The organism is Segatella cerevisiae (assembly GCF_024054555.1).
GTDB classification, from domain to species: Bacteria; Bacteroidota; Bacteroidia; order Bacteroidales; family Bacteroidaceae; genus Prevotella; species Prevotella cerevisiae.
This window is the reverse complement of the sequence record NZ_JAMXLY010000039.1, coordinates 1-16,842: the sequence shown is the minus strand read 5'-3', so window position 1 is coordinate 16,842 and position 16,842 is coordinate 1. Positions and strand designations below refer to the sequence as shown.

Sequence of the window (16,842 nt, the reverse complement as noted above, 5' to 3'; positions counted from 1 at the left end):
GTTTGCCTCGCCCTATGTTTCTCCGTAATTTTGTGACAGAAATACTGAATGAAATGGAAAAAATACTTTTATTCTTGATATTGCTGTTGTCTTCAACAGTCTTGAAGGCCCAGCAGACAGATTCTTTGCGGATGGACAGTATCATTCATGAACTGCCGGATGTCGTAGTGAAAGGAGAGCACCCGATAGCAAAGGTCAATGGCAGTACGATCACTTATGACCTGCCGCGCCTTATAGAAAAGAAATCCGTAGATGATATCTATGATGCACTGAAAGAGATCCCCGGTGTACAGGTACAGGACGAAAAGGTCTTGTTGGGCGGACTTCCCGCTACTGTCGTCATCGATGGCAAGGTGACCAATATGACAGTAGAGGAGGTGAATACCTTACTAAAGAGCATGCCTGCAAGTAGGATTGAGAAGGTGGATGTTATGTACAATGCGCCTGCCAAAATGCAGGTGCGCGGTGCACTCATCAACATCAAACTGAAGCATAGTGCAGGAGAACTGACGCCTCTGCGGGGAGAATGGTATTCAGGGTGGTCCCAAACGCATAATGCAACTTTCACAGAGCGTGCCTCGTTGTTTTATCAGAAAGGAAAATTTGACATGGACCTGATGTATCAGTATGACCATGGTAATCGTTATTCCGTGACAGACGAAGAATCACATCATCATTTGGATGACGGGACCGTGCACAACATCAATACCCATGAGATAAACGACGGAAATGGCACAACTCATAATTACCGTCTGGGAATGGATTACAATTTTGCAGAGAACCATCAGTTGAGCCTGGTCTACAATGGCGAATATAATAAGGATGACTTTGCAGAACATATTTCTGGTAATATCTTGGGGACGAATACACAGAACTCAAAACCGTGGCTGCACAATCTCCGCTTGGATTACAGTGCACCTTTCGGATTCAAGGCAGGGGCAGAGATGACTTACTATCATGATCCCGAAAATCAGCATCTTTCAAGTACGCTGCCAACCGGCACTCTCGATTATGTTGTCGAAAACGACCAGCAGGTCGACCGGTGGAAATTCTTCCTTTCTCAGGAACACAATCTGAAGAACAATTGGGGAATCAATTATGGGGTCATCTATTCTACGAGTGTCAACCATTCCAATCAACAATACAAAGAGATAGAAACGACAACTGGGGATGCCCCTTCATCAGAATATACCCGATTTCGTGAAGACGACCTAAATCTCTATTTCGGACTGACAAAAAACTTCAGCAGTAAGTTATCCCTTGATGCGTCCGTTGCCGCAGAGTATTATCATACACCTGTCTGGCATCAATGGAACTGGTATCCTACCTTCAATCTGACCTATACCCCTGCTCCCGGACAGATGTTTCAGATCGGACTGAGTAGTAATCGGAACTATCCCGAATATTGGGAAATGACGAATTTTACCAGTTATAGCAATGGCGGCTACAATGAGATTACCGGAAATCCGGATTTGAAACCGAGCAACAATTACCAACTCACATTGGTTTACCTGCTCAAAAGCAAATACCAGTTTACGGCTTGGTTTGATCACGATAAAGATTATTTCGTGCAGACGCCTTATCAGCGTCATGACCGGTTGACCATCAGTTACAAGAATCTGAATTTCAATTTTCAGCAGCAAGCCGGAGTTCAGACCATGCTGCCTTTCAAATTCGGGAATTTCCTCGACACACGGTTAACGTTGATGGGCGTCTGGCAAAGAGAGAAAGCTGATCAGTTCTATGATATTCCCTTTGACCGCCATGTCATCTATGGCATCGCACAACTCCATAATACGCTGACCCTATCTACCCGTCCTGATATTACGATGTCCGTTGACGGATACATTCGTTCAAAAGCCATTCAGGCAACCTATAACCTGCCTTCGTCAGGGAGTGTGGATTTGAGCGCCCGCTGGCAGTTCCTGAAAAAGCATGCCATCCTGAAAGTGTTCTGCAATGATCTGTTTCAGACCTCGGTGATCAATCCCCGGATTGACTTTAAAGGACAGAATCTGAATATGGATTTCTCATGTTACCGGGAATTCGGGATAGCCTTTACGTATAAGTTTGGCGGATATAAGGAAAAGACCCATAAAGAGGTGGACACGTCACGATTCAAAAAATAAGCGATTCGGAGAATCAGTTCGTAGGAAGATCAATATTCTTTTATCGGTTCATGCCTCTGGGAGGGTGACGTATTCCACGACCTTCCCAGAGACCGGATAACCGTTTTCTGCTCAACCTACGGCGGAATTGTTGTCACTGTGAATGGTTTAAGTATTACTTTAATGAAGTTTTGGAACGATAAAGGGGAGTTGATTATAAATTGTACATTTTTCGAGAAATAATTTTATAGTGAGAAGAAAAACACTATTCCCGTTCATTTCGTAGTCTGCAATCGTTTTGTTTGGGGTTAATCCCAAGATTTATGGTTTTTTATCATTGGGATTCAATGGAATTTAGTAACTTTGCAACCTATAAATATATTTACCTAAGTATATGTCAGAAACGAAGAGGATAAAGACTGCTTTGATTTCAGTCTTTCATAAGGACGGCTTGGAGAATATCCTTGCAAAACTTCATGAAGAGGGAGTTAAGTTTTTAAGCACGGGCGGGACCCAAAAGTTTATAGAATCTCAAGGCTTTCCTTGTGAGAAAGTCGAGGAAGTTACCACATATCCTTCTATTTTGGGAGGACGCGTGAAGACACTGCATCCGAGAATCTTCGGTGGCATATTGGCTCGCCGGGATAATTCCGGAGACTTGGAAGAAATGAAGAAATATCAGATACCTGCTATAGACCTGGTCATCGTCGACTTGTATCCTTTCGAGGAGACTGTTGCCAATGGCGCCAAAGAGCAGGACATCATAGAAAAAATTGATATAGGTGGCATCTCTCTGATTCGTGCCGGTGCAAAGAATTTCAAGGATGTTGTCATCGTGCCGAGCAAGTCTGAATACGGTAAACTCTTGGATCTGTTGAATCAAAAAGGAGGGGAGACATCCCTCGAAGACCGCAGATCATTTGCGGAGCGTGCCTTTGCAGTCAGCAGCCATTATGATACAGACATACATACTTGGTTTGCAGGAACTCTCGGAAAGAAATAGAAGGGCGGTTCTTGCCAAAGGAAGAGATTATATTTTAAGCTTAGAATAATCAAGAAATTAAGACATGGGATTTTTTTCATTCATTCAGGAAATCGCAATGGATCTGGGAACCGCCAATACGATCATTATCAGTGATGATAAGATCGTAGTTGACGAGCCGTCAGTGGTGGCTCTTGATCGTCGTACCAATAAAATGATTGCAGTCGGTGAGAAGGCAAAGATGATGTACGAAAAGACACATGATAATATTCGTACAGTCCGTCCTCTTCGTGATGGTGTGATCGCTGACTTTACGGCTTGCGAGCAGATGATGCGGGGATTGATCAAGATGGTGCATACAGGCAGTCGTCTGTTCTCCCCGTCTCTGAGAATGGTTATTGGTGTACCCTCAGGCTCAACTGAAGTTGAACTGAGAGCAGTGAGAGATTCTGCCGAACATGCTGACGGCCGTGATGTCTATTTGATCTTTGAACCGATGGCAGCAGCTATCGGCATAGGCATTGATGTTGAGGCGCCTGAAGGAAATATGATCGTCGATATCGGCGGGGGAAGTACTGAGATTGCAGTCATTTCCTTGGGCGGTATCGTCTGCAATAATTCCATTCGTATTGCCGGTGATGACCTCACTGCCGATATTCAAGAATATATGAGTCGCCAGCACAATGTCAAAGTGAGTGAACGTATGGCAGAGCGGGTCAAGATACATGTCGGTTCTGCGCTTACAGATTTGGGAGATGAGGCTCCTGAAGATTACATCGTCCATGGACCTAACCGGATTACTGCTCTTCCTATGGAAGTTCCTGTTTGCTATCAAGAGATTGCCCATTGCTTGGATAAGACGGTAGCGAAGATAGAAAATGCAGTCCTGAGTGCTTTGGAGAATACACCTCCTGAGTTGTACGCCGATGTCGTCAAGAACGGTATTTACCTGACTGGCGGCGGTGCTTTGCTGAGAGGTCTTGACAAGCGTTTGACGGACAAGATTAAGATTCCATTCCATATTGCAGAAGATCCTTTGCACAGTGTTGCCAAGGGTGCGGGCATTGCATTGAAAAATGTAGACCGTTTCTCTTTCTTGATGAGATAATGTATCTTCTCAAGGTCTTTGCTTAAAGGTGAGGACAGCCCCATTTCCAGTATCATGGAATGGGGTAGAAGTGGATAGATATGAAAAATTTAATCGAATTTCTGGCAAAATATAACCATTGGTTCGTCTTCATACTTCTGGAGGTGATGAGCTTTATGCTGCTGTTTCAGTGGAATAGCTATCAAGGTAGTATTTTTTTTTCTTCTGCTAATGCAGTGGCCGGGAAGGTATATGAATGGGATGCCAACATCGAGCATCTCTTTTCTCTTTCTAAAGTGAATCAGCAGCTGACCCAGCGTAATGTTTATTTGGAACATGAGTTGATGCAATTGTCTCATCATCTGGAAAAGGTGTCGGGAGATAAGAATGTGATGAAGAGTGCCCAATTGGATATGCTCCGCAACTATAGGTTGATTCCAGCCAAAGTCGTGAGCAATTCCCTGGACAAGCGGGATAACTTCATTACGCTTGACAAAGGCTCTGCAGATGGCGTCAAGAAAGATATGGGAGTCGTTTGCGGCACTGGTGTTGTCGGGATCGTCTATCTGGCTTCTGACCACTATTCGGTTGTCATCCCAGTACTGAATTCCCAATCTAATATAAGCGTATCTATCCGTAACAGGGGCTATTTCGGCTACTTGCATTGGACAGGCGGTTCCTCAAGTACTGCTTATGTCGACGATGTCCCGTTGCATGCCCATTTCAAACTCCATGACCAGATTGTTACGAGCGGTTATTCTTCAGTCTTTCCTCCGGGGATCCTTGCAGGAACGATATTACATGTCTATAATTCTTCAGACGGATTGTCTTATCGTCTGATGGTCAAGTTATCCACGGATTTCGGAAATCTGCGTGATGTATGCGTGATTGATGATGCTGTGATGCAGGAGCGTCTCCAGGTATTGCGAGCCGCTCAGGATTCCATAAAGGAGAAGGAAGGAGGGGATGAGAATTAGCTTATGAATATGGATAATTTACATCGTCTGTTGGTCTTCCTGCTTCTGTTGCTGGCCCAGGTACTGGTGCTCAACCATATACAGTTGTTCCATTGTGCGACGCCGTTGCTGTATGTCTATCTGGTGCTTCATTTCCGAAGCAACTACCCTCAGTATGCCGTTCTACTTTGGAGTTTCTTCTTGGGTTTGGCAGTCGATATCTTTGCGAATACGCCTGGAGTTGCAGCCGGCTCCATGACCTTTATAGCATTGATTCAGCCTTATGTATTGCAACTGTTTATACCTCGGGATGCAGCAGATGATTTCTCTCCATCCATCCATACAATGGGCTTTCAAGTCTTTTTCAATTATTCCATGGTGATAGTCTTCATCTATTGCCTGTTGTTCTTCACCTTGGAGATCTTCAGTTTCTTCAACTGGTTGCAATGGTTGGCTTGTGTGATTGGCAGTTTTATTATCACTATGGTATTTCTGGTCGTTATAGAGAATTTAGGTAAAAGGTCATCATCAAGAATAGATAGTTAGGTCTGCGAATATTCTGTTTTCTGAAAGAGGATAAATTGGTCGAATGAAAGATTTTAATCTTGAAAATCGGAAATATGTCATTGGAGGAGTGGCCTTGGCAATAGTGGTTTTATACATTGTCAGACTGTTCGCTCTTCAGATTGCCAGTGACAATTACAAGAAGAATGCTGACTCCAATGCGTTTCTCAAGAAGATTGAATACCCTTCACGCGGCACGATTTTTGACAGAAACGGAAAGTTGCTGGTCTACAATCAACCTTCTTACGACATTATGGTCGTCATGGATGAGGAGAAGGGACATCTGGATACACTCGATTTTTGTAACTCTCTTGGAATCACCAAACAGTGGTTTATCAAAAGGATGAACGATATCAAGGATTACCGTAAGAATCCCGGTTATTCCCGCTTTACCCAGCAACTTTTCATGACCCAACTTTCGGATAAGGAATTCAGTGTGTTCCAAGAGAAAAGTTTCCGATTCCCCGGTTTCTATATTCAGAAGCGGAGTATCCGTCAATATGCGACTCCTTATGGCGCCCATGTCTTAGGCGATGTAGGTGAGGTCTCAGAAAGTGATATAGAGGAGGATCCTTATTATCAACCCGGTGACTATATCGGGAAGATGGGAATAGAACGGTCTTATGAGAAAGACCTCCGCGGCGTGAAAGGTGTTCAGATTCTTCTTCGTGATGCCCATGGCCGTATACAGGGCAGTTATCAGCATGGCAAGTTTGACCACCGCCCCGTACCCGGTAAAGACCTGACTTTAGGACTGGACTGGAAACTCCAGACCCTAGGCGAGCGGTTGCTGAAGGGAAAGATAGGCGCTATCGTAGCGATAGAGCCTTCTACGGGGCAGGTGCTCTGTATGGTCTCTTCTCCAACTTATGATCCTCGTCTGATGGTTGGCCGGATGCGCGGAAAAATGGAGAATGCCCTCTCCAGAAACGTATGGAAACCGATGCTCAATCGTTCTATACAAGGACAGTATCCTCCGGGATCAACTTTCAAGACGTCCCAGGCTGTCACTTTCCTGACAGAGGGGATCATCAACAGGCATACATTATATCCTTGTCACAGAGGATTTTATTATAAAGGATTGCATATCGGTTGCCATAGTCACCCGTCACCTTTGAATGTAGTGGATGCTATTACAACTTCCTGCAACTCTTACTTCTGCTGGGGCTTCTTCCATATGATGGCCAATAGACGGAAATACAAGAATGTTCAGGATGCGATGGATGTCTGGCGGGACTATATGGTCAGTATGGGCTTTGGCTATAAATTAGGTGTAGATCTGCCGGGTGAGAAGCGTGGTCTGATCCCTAACGCCCATTTCTATGATAAAGCTTATAACGGATCTTGGAATGGCTTGACCGTCATCTCCATTGCCATAGGACAAGGTGAAGTTTGTCTGACTCCTCTTCAGATAGCCAATCTTGGCGCAACAGTTGCCAATCGAGGCTATTATTATATTCCTCATGTCGTAAGTAAGATCAAGGGCAGATCCATTGACCCGAAGTTCCGTCAACGTCATTATACGCGGGGGAGCCTGTATGCTTATGACTTGGTTGTCCAAGGTATGCGTGGTTCTGCCCTTCGTGGTACATGTAAGGCACTTGCACGTTATGACTTTACGCCTTGCGGCAAGTCGGGAACAGCTCAGAATAGAGGACAGGACCACTCCGTGTTCATGGGATTCGCCCCGATGAATCATCCTAAGATCGCCATAGTCGTCTATGTCGAGAATGGCGGATGGGGAGCCGTTTACGGTGTGCCTATCGGCGGTCTGATGATGGAACAGTATCTGAAAGGTAAGTTGTCACCTTCTTCCGAGAAGATGGCCGAGGAGTTCTCTGAACGTCGCATTGCTTATGGCAAGGCTAACCGCTAGAGACTTCTTTCTCAGACCTGTCTGGGAACTGGCTTCGGGATCGCTTTCGCAGGAAGGGGTCTTGACCTATAAAAGTTTTAAAGGATTGATGGCCGTTTAGGCAGTTGATAAATATTTGTTTGGGAAATGATTCAAACACCGACACAACAAACTAGTGTACTTCGTTCACTTGACTGGTGGACGATAGGCATCTATTTGGCACTACTCGTCTTTGGATGGATAAGTGTGTGTGGAGCCAGTTATACATTTGGCGAAACGGATATATTCAGTCTGAGCACGCGTTCGGGTATGCAGGTGATCTGGATCGGTACGTCTATCGTACTGGGATTCGTCATCCTCATGCTGGATGACAGTTTTTATGATACGTTTGCCTATGTGATTTATGCGGCGTTTATGATCTTGCTTTTCCTGACTATTTTCAACCCCCATGAGATCAAGGGCTCTCGTTCATGGTTGGTATTTGGACCAATACACCTTCAACCTGCAGAACTTGCCAAGTTCGCGACAGCTTTGGCAATATCCAAGTTTATGGGCAGTTATGGTTTTGACATCCATAAATGGAAAGATTTCTTTTGCGCCAGTGCCATCGTCATCTTGCCGATGCTGATGATCATTGCCCAGAAAGAGACCGGTTCAGCATTGGTTTATTTATCCTTCTTCCTGATGTTTTATCGGGAAGGAATGCCGGGAAGTATCCTCTTCACTGCCGTCGCGATGGTGATCTATTTTGTCGTAGGCATTAAATACGAACAGTTGTTCCTATGGGATACCCCGACTTCAGTGGGTAAATTCATCGTGCTCCTGCTCGTGCAGATCTTCTGCTCCGGGATGATCCGAATCTATTGCAAGGACAGGCGTCTTACGCGTTGGGTCATCGGTTTGTGCTTGGGAATTACGATAGCATTCCTGCTCTTTTCAGAATTTGTCATACCTTTCGATATTGTATGGGTACAACTTTTCCTCTGTGCTGTCCTGATCGGTTTCCTGCTCTATGAGGGGTTGAGCACGAGGGTAAAGAGTTATTTCTATATTGCCGCATTTGCAGTAGGTTCGATCATCTTTTTCTATTCGGCTGACTATGTGCTGAATAGTGTACTCGAACCTCACCAACGCGTGAGAATAAATGTCGTATTGGGGTTGGATGATGATTTGGCAGGGGCTGGCTACAATGTGCATCAGAGTGAGATCGCTATTGGGTCCGGCGGCTTGCAGGGAAAAGGTTTCCTGAACGGCACACAGACCAAATTGAAATTTGTCCCTGAGCAGGATACCGACTTTATCTTCTGTACTGTAGGAGAAGAGGAAGGATTCCTGGGTAGTGCAGGGGTATTGTTGCTCTTCCTGGCATTGATTATCCGATTGGTCTATCTCTCGGAGCGACAGCCTTTCCGATTTGGGCGCGTCTATGGCTATAGCGTGTTGAGCATATTCTTATTCCATGTCTTTATTAATGTGGGGATGGTTCTGGGTCTGACACCTGTCATCGGAATTCCTTTGCCCTTCTTCAGTTATGGAGGCTCTTCGTTATGGGGATTCACGATCCTCTTGTTTATATTCCTTAGGATTGACGCAGAAAGAAACTTGGTGCGGGAATAAAGTTCATCGCATCCGGAAATGAAATGGACCTTAGAGAACAGACAGGAATGTCTTCATCTCTAAGGTCCATTTCATTTGTGTATCCCTGTTAGACAAGCCTGTCCTCTCAGACGAGTGATGGCCTGACAGAGAGGTTCGCAGTCACATCCTGTTCATTCTCTGATACATTCAATGCCGATGTCAGAAATGCCGGGGAGGATTTCCTGCTTCATATCATGACTGACACAGATATGGACACTGTCCCCTCTGTTCAGATGAATGTTCGTCACATGAAACTGATATTGGATGCTCCCGATACCCTTTCCTCTGGACTTTCCATCCGGACTGATCAACCGGCAATTCATGGTGTCCACATAAGTCCTTTGGGGTTGGGCTGCACTTGTCAGACGCCCCTTACCTTTCCTTTCTGTCTTCGGATAAACCGTTTGTCTGACGATCAGTGTCAGGGACTGATAAGGATAGATGCTGCTGATCCTTAACCCGAGATTGAGATTGTAATTATCCTCATTTACAATCTGAGGGATATTGAAAAACTGAGAATCATTCTTTTCCCATCCTGTCAATGGCGTATGTTCGAAGTGGTCATATACCCGATGGTCTTGGCAGGAAACTAATAGAAAGAAGATGCAGACAAGGGGAAGAATATATGATTTTTTCATTGATTCTTATTTCATCAGTCATTAGGGTGTTCGGCAGAATGGTCCGCTGTACTTTCTGTAGTTTTCTCCACGGAAGGATCAGCCTTTGTGACCGCTTTGGAGTCAGCCTTGATCGGCTTTGGAGTGTCAACTTTCTCGGGCTGATTATCGTGTTGCCCCGATTGGGCTTGAGTGTCGGAACTCGGAGTGTTCTTGATAGAACTTGTCCGGTTCTTATCAGAATGGATGTTGCTCGGGTTGCCAGTATGATTATTCCGCTGCTGGTGTTTAGGAGCGGCTTTTCCTTCAGGCTTGTTGTCTGTAGCCTTTCTGGGCTGTCTCTCGGGCTGATTTGGGTTCTCTTTAGAATGAGCAGCCTGATTTGCCGGGTTCTGAGTTCTGGAAGCAGCATTTACGTTCCGGTCTTTCTGGTTTTTCTTCTTCTTTTTCTTTCCGTTCTTATCAAATCGGCATACATCTGTATTGGCAAGCAGATCGACAGGTTTTTCAGGAGCCTTTTCTTTCCCGTCAGCCTGAAGGGAAAGCGGTTTCTTTCCGTTCTTGTTCATCTGAATGATTTCCAAGGCTCTCTTTGCCGGGATATTCTCCAGGTTAGTAGCCAAGTTCTTATCCGTAGAATAGGTGCACAGACGTGCCAGAATATCGGTCTTGAACAGATAGTAGTCATTGTCTTTAGTCTGTAGGATAATGTCTTTCTTCGGCAGTTCTTTACTGGCCTCGACATAATCATCCACTTCATAGTTCAGACAACATTTGAGTTTGGCACACATACCGGCTAATTTCTGCGGGTTCAGAGAGATATCCTGATACCGGGCAGCATTCGTGCTCACGCTGGAGAAGTTTTTCATCCATGTCGCGCAGCACAGTTCACGTCCGCAGGGACCTGTTCCTCCGATCCTGCCTGCCTCTTGCCTTGCGCCGATCTGTTTCATCTCTATCCGGACATGGAAAGTTTCAGCGAGGACCTTGATCAGTTGCCGGAAATCGACACGTCCGTCGGCGATATAATAGAAGATCGCCTTGTTGCCGTCACCCTGATATTCCACGTCTCCGATCTTCATTGCCAGACCGAGACTCTTGGCAATTTGCCGACTTTGGATCATCGTATCGTATTCACGACTTTTGGATTCTTTGTATTTGTCCATATCCACCGGTTTGGCTATACGATAGATGCGTTTGATGTCGTCAGCCGACTTCAGGTTGGCTTTTTTGAGTTGTAACTTCACCAGTCTCCCCGTGAGTGTCACTACTCCTATATCATGGCCAGGGTTGGCTTCAACGGCCACGATGTCCCCTTTTTTCAGGTCCAGATTATTGACATTATGGTAATAGCCTTTCCGTGTATTCTTGAATTGTACCTCCACGAGGTCAGTGCTTTGCGCATTGCCCGGGACGTCTGCCAGCCAGTCGTAAGTATTGAGTTGTTTATCCTGTCTTCCTACGGCACAGGCGCAGAGGCCTCGGTCGCAGTCACGGCAGGATTGAAAATTCAGATTCTTGAAATTCATATTTATTGTAATATTATATGTCTGTTTATTGCGTTCTCTTTTGCATTGCTTTCTCTCTCTTGCTCTTCCGGATGCGTCATGATGATATCCGGACCGTCTATTTCCGTATGAGCAGCATCGTTTGGAGGGCTATGTCATAAAACACGATCTTCGCGTTTGCATTCCGGCTGATGTCTGTAATGGCCTCATTATATAATCGGGCTATCCCGACGATGTTGCTTTCATGAATGAAGCGGGCAAAGTTTTTGGAGAAATTCTCTTCCGCCTGAGTCATGTAGTTCAATTCAGGTCTGTGGAAGTTGTAGATGAAATTCTCCCTGACGAGCCGCAGAAAATAGTTCAGCATCCTGATCTGTTTCTCCCTGCCGAAGTCATTGATCTGCAAGGACCAGTCCTTCAGCTCCTGGACCTTCCTACTGTAAGCCTTTCTCATCAACTGCTCAAACTTGTCCAGAAATTCCTTGTTCTCGTTCCCCGTGCTGATTTCTTCTAGAGCCAGATCCCAGTTGCCGTTGGAGACTCTTGCGATGCGCTGTGCGTCTTCCGGGTTGATGCCCCTTCTCTCGACCAGTGCCTGTTCGATGTCAGGAGCGTCGATTTTCTTCATGTAGAAGTGTTGGGCTCTGCTAATAATCGTGTCCAGTAGAAGGTCAGGCCGCTCACTGACGAGCAGAAAAAGAGTTTTCTGTGGAGGTTCTTCCAGGATTTTAAGGAGTTTGTTCGATGCTTCTTGGCCCAAGCGTTCAGGCAGCCAGATCAGACTGATCTTGTAACCGCCCTGACTGGACATCAAACTCAAGTTGTGTGAGATCGAATCACTTTCAGCTGCAGTGATGATCGCCTGTTTGTTGCCTCCTCCCATCAGTTGAAGCCATTGCTCGATGGTGAAGTAGATACCTTCACTGAGCAATTGATGCCACTGTTTGGCGAAATCCTCACTGACGGGTTTATGGTCACTCCCCATATTCGGGAGTTTTATAGTAGGGTAGGTGAAATGCAAATCCGGATGTTCCCATTTCGAGAGCATGGCGGCAGCATTTTTCCGCGCAGCCGGGTCGTGGGTATCTTCTATGAGCAGGTATCGTGCGAAGACCATTGCCAGAGCCATCTTGCCACAGCCTTTAGGGCCGCAGAACAGGATGGCATGAGGAATGCGGTCCTCCTGCACCAATTGCAGAAGTCGGTCAATCGCCTCTTTCTGTCCTATTATATCGTCAAAAGCATTACTCTCCATAACCAATTAAGAGTTGATTGCACTCTCTTGTCTTAAAGCAGTCTCCTGACAATCTCACGAACGCTGTCCACCGCGCTTACCGTATAGAAATGGACATTGCTGATTCCGTGTTTGTAGAGATCTTCTACTTGGTGGGTTGACCACTCAATACCCAGTTCACGGACATCTTGATCGGTCTTGCATTTTAAAGCTTCCCGCGCCAGGTCGTCAGGGATATCCACATGGAAGGTCTTCGGGATGACCGTCAGGTGCCGCAGTTTAGCCAGAGGTTTGATCCCCGGGATGATCGGAATGGTGATCCCCATCTCCCTGGCCTTCTTTACGAAGGCATAGAATTTCGCATTGTCAAAGAACAGTTGGCTCACGGCATATTCTGCACCGAGGTCTTGCTTTTCCTTGAGGTATTTCAAATCCTCTTCGATGTTAGGAGCCTCTTCATGCTTCTCCGGATAACAGGCGACGCCGTAATCGAATTTCCACTCCGGGCATTTCATGGGTGTCCCGTCAAGGAAAAAACCATTATTGAACTGATTGACTTGTTTGATCAGTTCTGTCGTATGGGCATATCCGCCGGGGGTAGGTTTGAAACTCTTGTCTTCCTGAGCCTTGTCACCCCTGAGCAGCAGAATGTTCTTGATACCCAGAAATTGCAGGTCCAGAAGTTCATATTCGATTTCCTCTTTTGTCGCGCCTGAGCAGATCAGGTGTGGCTGGATAGGAATCCCATAGCGGTTCTGGATCGCTGCAGCGATAGCGATAGTTCCTGGTCGCCTGCGGATTTGTTGCCGCTCAATGAGTCCGTTGTCCAATTCCCGATACACATACTCGCTGTGATGCGTTGTGATGTTGATGTAAAGCGGATGAAATTCTTTCAATTTATCAATGGTATCAAAGAGTTGATGGGTACCGTTGCCCTTAAGTGGCGGCAGCACTTCAAAGGAGAAATAACGCTTGGTCTGATCCTCGTGGAGTAATTCTGATAGATTGAATTTCATTCTGGTAGCTTTATGTCGGCAAATCAATTGTTTAGTTTGCCTTAACTGATTTAGATGTTTCCGGTCGTCATCCCGATAGAGATGACAAAAGGGTATATACGCTTGCAAATTTAACAAAAAAACAGATGAAAAACGAAGGCTTAAGTTATTATTTAATAATTTTTACTTCCCTCCAACGAATTGGCTGATCAGGAATTAAAAGTGTTTTTACTGAGACTGCTATAAAAAAGAAAGGCTTTCTGGAAATTGGCAGAAAACCTTTCTTGTGATCCATCCATTCGGATGGTGTATTCTCGTGCCTGAAATGCGACAGTATCGTGGATTCCGAGGCGTAAAATGGGAATGTCCGGAGAGAAACGAGATGACGATCCTGTTCTAATCTTGCGGGTGATAATAGAATTTATTCCATGACCGGCAAAATCTTCTTGCCTTTATTTCTGACCGCCTCCTATTCCTGTGGTAGAGCCACCGGCCTGGCTCTTGCTGCTCCCGATGATGTCATCGTTTTGGATCGTGTTCTCCACCTTCTTGACACTCGCCTTCAGCCTTCCGAAGCGGTAGGATATCCGGATGCCTAATGTCCTTTGATGTTGATCACTTTGTCCAAGACCCGCGAAATCTCCTTGGACGGTACGGTTGGTATACCTGGTATAGTTCTTGTCGAAAGGATTGTCTGCACCGAACATTACGGTCAGGCGGTCATCCTTCAAGAAAGAGCGTTGCAGCCCTACAAAATGGTAGTGCCAGTTCGTGTCGTAGCCGTAGATGGAACTCACGCTCTGCCCGAAAGAACCGCCATAACCTAATGACAGTTTCAGGTTCCATGGTAAATTCTGAGTGACTGATACGTTGGTGGTACCAGACCATGCATTGAGCGACAGTCCGATGGAATGATTGTTCATAAACTTCTTTTCCAAATGTGTGCTGATCGAAATCTGTGTGCCCAGGAAAGGCGCGATCTGTGCGTAGGCATCAACGCCGAAACTCTTTTCGTGCAGGATGTCATCATAGGTGGATACGGTCTTTTCGTCACGGACAAATTTGACATCCGAAATCTGATTGTTGGAGAAAGTATAGAAGGGTGAGACATTCCATGTGAATTTCTGTTGGATATGCATGAACTCCAGGGTGAAGGATGTATTTCTGGAACTGTTCAGCGTTGAATTGCCGTAGTTTTCTGCTGTAGGCGTGTTGACGACAGCCGGGTTGAGGTAGGAGATATCAGGGCGGTTGATGAAGGTACTATAACTCAATTTGAGTGAGTTGACCGGGCTGAAAGTGTATTTCAAACTTGCAGAGGGAACCCAGTCATGGAGGTTCCTGTGGAAATTCTTTCCGCTGCCGTCAGGATATTTGGCATTGAGATAACTGTACTCGTACCGCATTCCGGCTTGTGCTGCCCATTTCTTATGCGAAAAGATCCATTCTCCATAGCCGGCTGCTATCTGAGTGTTGTGATTGAAATTGCTATAGACGTCAGTTGTGGCGCTGGCATTATCGTATAGCATCGAGGTATTGCTCTTGTTTTCCCTATTGATGTATTTGGCACCGATTTCCAATTTGTGGTATTTGGCGAAAGGCCGGGTATAGTCAAACTGGAAGGTATGCTCGACAAACTTTTCATCCTTGTTTTCACGATAACCGGAATAGTCTACGGGCATATTGACCTGATTGCTGAATTCCGTTTGTTGGTTATCTTTTTCCCTGTTGGTCGAAAGCATGTAAGAAGCAGTGATGAGCTCGCCGTTCAAACGGGTCTTATGCTGATAGTCCAGTCTGCCGTGTAAATTGGATGAGTTGTTTTTCGGCTCCCAGAGATTGGCGTCATACTTATAGATTTGAGAACCGTCTGCGCCAAGCATCTGGTCATAGCCGTTGCTGTTGGACTTCGTGAGGTAGTAGTAACCGCCAAGGGCAAGGGTAAACAGGTTCAGGGAATCGATGTCATAACTGGCATTGAGGTCTCCATAGTGGGCATTCGTGGGATCGGTTCCATTCATTTGTGTCAGCAGTGTCTGTCCTGATTCCTTGAACCAGGTACTGTTGTACTGCCTGTTACGGGCCAAACTCTTGGAGAGATGGACGAATCCGTAATTGAAGGACAGAACCCATTTGCCCATCTGTGTTGTGATATAGCCGTCTTCCTGAACACTGTTGTGGAGGAGATCTGCCGTGGAAGCGAGGTTACCCGTCACACCTCCCATCTTTGTGTTGTCATTCATGACGATGTTCAGGATGTAGTGAGTGCCCTCTGCATCTTCTCTTGCGCCCGGATCAGTGATCACTTCGATCTTTTTGATCATATTCGCGGGGATAGACTTGAGTATCTGACCGACATTGCTGCCGGAAAAACTGGGATCTGCATGTCCGTTGCGATAGATCTTGAAATCACTGCTGCCCTTGATCTTAATATTGTCCTGCCCGTCAACGGTTACCATGGGTACTTTGCGGAGTATTTCAAGAATATTCCGACTCTTGGAATCTTCATCGTTCTGAACATCATAAGATGTACGGTCAATGTCGGCCTTGACCAGTTTACGTTGGGCCTTGACGGTGACCTCTCCTAAATTGAACTGCTTCCAGTATTTCGCAGAGTCTGATTTCGTAGAATCTGCCGGAGTTGAACTTGTTATCCTGTCCTTATTGTCCTGACTCTGTTGAACTGTTTGGCTTTGCGCAGACAGACTGATCGAGCAGGCAAGGAATACGACTTGAAATACAATTTTTCTCATTGTCTTGATTTTGTTACTGTTGATTAGACGTCACGGATAACTTGTAAGTTGCAAAGGCTAAAAACTTTTTGTCAGAATTGACCGTACATGGATTTCGAATTGTTACTTTTTCCCGCTAAAAAAGCAAGAACGAGAGAATCTTTCCGTGACGCTTCCGAAAAAGGAACGGCACCTGCTGCACATGGAGATAGAGGAACCTGCACACCTGAGAAAAGCGAGTTGGTAGTTTCGAGAAACACAGACGGCTGTTTCGAGAAACAAGACGCCGACTTTCTCGAAAGAGCGGGCTGACTTTCTCGAAAGAGCGGGCTGACTTTCTCGAATGATAAGAGTACAAATATTATGGAGATTAATCGGCTATTTTTGTGATTATAAATAAAAATATTAGATGATTATTTTGATCTCTCAAAATAAATAATTATGATTATCCTCAATTGGGTGATTAATAATTTTGAGTATTCCCCGATATTCATTACCTTTGCATCAATTATCAAAACCTCGTCAAAATGAAACTGATAGAATTTTCAAAACGCTTCCCCGATGAA

12 protein-coding genes are annotated in these 16,842 nt (G+C 45.5%); 7 read left to right on the top strand and 5 right to left on the bottom strand.

The window, feature by feature from the left end:
- Positions 1–53: 53 nt before the first annotated feature.
- From NG821_RS09720 to rodA, 7 genes are all read left to right on the top strand, one after another.
- The gene (locus tag NG821_RS09720) at positions 54–2,129 is read left to right on the top strand and encodes an outer membrane beta-barrel protein (RefSeq protein ID WP_252761470.1); all 2,076 of its coding nucleotides are present in this window, start codon (positions 54–56) and stop codon (positions 2,127–2,129) included.
- Positions 2,130–2,502: 373 nt separating this feature from the next.
- Positions 2,503–3,111: an IMP cyclohydrolase gene (locus NG821_RS09715; RefSeq protein WP_252761469.1), complete on the top strand. Its 609-nt coding sequence runs from the start codon at positions 2,503–2,505 to the stop codon at positions 3,109–3,111.
- A 64-nt stretch (positions 3,112–3,175) separates the two neighbouring features.
- Positions 3,176–4,198, top strand: coding sequence for a rod shape-determining protein (locus NG821_RS09710; protein WP_252761468.1), 1,023 nt, complete (start codon positions 3,176–3,178; stop codon positions 4,196–4,198).
- Positions 4,199–4,278: 80 nt separating this feature from the next.
- Positions 4,279–5,154, top strand: coding sequence for a rod shape-determining protein MreC (gene mreC, locus NG821_RS09705; protein WP_252761467.1), 876 nt, complete (start codon positions 4,279–4,281; stop codon positions 5,152–5,154).
- A 3-nt stretch (positions 5,155–5,157) separates the two neighbouring features.
- Positions 5,158–5,679: a rod shape-determining protein MreD gene (gene mreD, locus NG821_RS09700; protein ID WP_252761466.1), complete on the top strand. Its 522-nt coding sequence runs from the start codon at positions 5,158–5,160 to the stop codon at positions 5,677–5,679.
- Between the two features lie 43 nt (positions 5,680–5,722).
- Positions 5,723–7,573 (top strand): penicillin-binding transpeptidase domain-containing protein, encoded by a 1,851-nt coding sequence (locus NG821_RS09695; RefSeq protein WP_252761465.1) that lies wholly within the window; start codon positions 5,723–5,725, stop codon positions 7,571–7,573.
- Positions 7,574–7,699: 126 nt separating this feature from the next.
- Positions 7,700–9,169 (top strand): rod shape-determining protein RodA, encoded by a 1,470-nt coding sequence (rodA, locus tag NG821_RS09690; protein WP_252761464.1) that lies wholly within the window; start codon positions 7,700–7,702, stop codon positions 9,167–9,169.
- Between the two features lie 152 nt (positions 9,170–9,321).
- Here rodA and NG821_RS09685 read toward each other — a convergent pair whose 3' ends face one another.
- From NG821_RS09685 to NG821_RS09665, 5 genes are all read right to left on the bottom strand, one after another.
- Complete coding sequence (locus tag NG821_RS09685; RefSeq protein WP_252761463.1) at positions 9,322–9,828, bottom strand: gliding motility lipoprotein GldH; 507 nt, start codon at positions 9,826–9,828, stop codon at positions 9,322–9,324.
- A 14-nt stretch (positions 9,829–9,842) separates the two neighbouring features.
- Positions 9,843–11,336, bottom strand: a complete 1,494-nt coding sequence (gene ricT / locus NG821_RS09680) for a PSP1 domain-containing protein (RefSeq protein WP_252761462.1) — start codon at positions 11,334–11,336, stop codon at positions 9,843–9,845.
- Positions 11,337–11,433: 97 nt separating this feature from the next.
- Positions 11,434–12,570: a DNA polymerase III subunit gene (locus tag NG821_RS09675; RefSeq protein WP_252761461.1), complete on the bottom strand. Its 1,137-nt coding sequence runs from the start codon at positions 12,568–12,570 to the stop codon at positions 11,434–11,436.
- Positions 12,571–12,602: 32 nt separating this feature from the next.
- Positions 12,603–13,565: a methylenetetrahydrofolate reductase [NAD(P)H] gene (gene metF, locus NG821_RS09670; protein WP_252761460.1), complete on the bottom strand. Its 963-nt coding sequence runs from the start codon at positions 13,563–13,565 to the stop codon at positions 12,603–12,605.
- Positions 13,566–13,996: 431 nt separating this feature from the next.
- Positions 13,997–16,297, bottom strand: coding sequence for an outer membrane beta-barrel family protein (locus NG821_RS09665; RefSeq protein WP_252761459.1), 2,301 nt, complete (start codon positions 16,295–16,297; stop codon positions 13,997–13,999).
- Positions 16,298–16,842 lie beyond the last annotated feature (545 nt).

Bases quoted from the DNA above. Each gene is read 5' to 3' on its own strand.
- NG821_RS09720 (WP_252761470.1), top strand. From the start codon at position 54: ATGGAAAAAATACTTTTATTCTTGATATTGCTGTTGTCTTCAACAGTC.
- NG821_RS09715 (WP_252761469.1), top strand. From the start codon at position 2,503: ATGTCAGAAACGAAGAGGATAAAGACTGCTTTGATTTCAGTCTTTCAT.
- NG821_RS09710 (WP_252761468.1), top strand. From the start codon at position 3,176: ATGGGATTTTTTTCATTCATTCAGGAAATCGCAATGGATCTGGGAACC.
- mreC (WP_252761467.1), top strand. From the start codon at position 4,279: ATGAAAAATTTAATCGAATTTCTGGCAAAATATAACCATTGGTTCGTC.
- mreD (WP_252761466.1), top strand. From the start codon at position 5,158: ATGAATATGGATAATTTACATCGTCTGTTGGTCTTCCTGCTTCTGTTG.
- NG821_RS09695 (WP_252761465.1), top strand. From the start codon at position 5,723: ATGAAAGATTTTAATCTTGAAAATCGGAAATATGTCATTGGAGGAGTG.
- rodA (WP_252761464.1), top strand. From the start codon at position 7,700: ATGATTCAAACACCGACACAACAAACTAGTGTACTTCGTTCACTTGAC.
- NG821_RS09685 (WP_252761463.1), bottom strand. From the start codon at position 9,828: ATGAAAAAATCATATATTCTTCCCCTTGTCTGCATCTTCTTTCTATTA.
- ricT (WP_252761462.1), bottom strand. From the start codon at position 11,336: ATGAATTTCAAGAATCTGAATTTTCAATCCTGCCGTGACTGCGACCGA.
- NG821_RS09675 (WP_252761461.1), bottom strand. From the start codon at position 12,570: ATGGAGAGTAATGCTTTTGACGATATAATAGGACAGAAAGAGGCGATT.
- metF (WP_252761460.1), bottom strand. From the start codon at position 13,565: ATGAAATTCAATCTATCAGAATTACTCCACGAGGATCAGACCAAGCGT.
- NG821_RS09665 (WP_252761459.1), bottom strand. From the start codon at position 16,297: ATGAGAAAAATTGTATTTCAAGTCGTATTCCTTGCCTGCTCGATCAGT.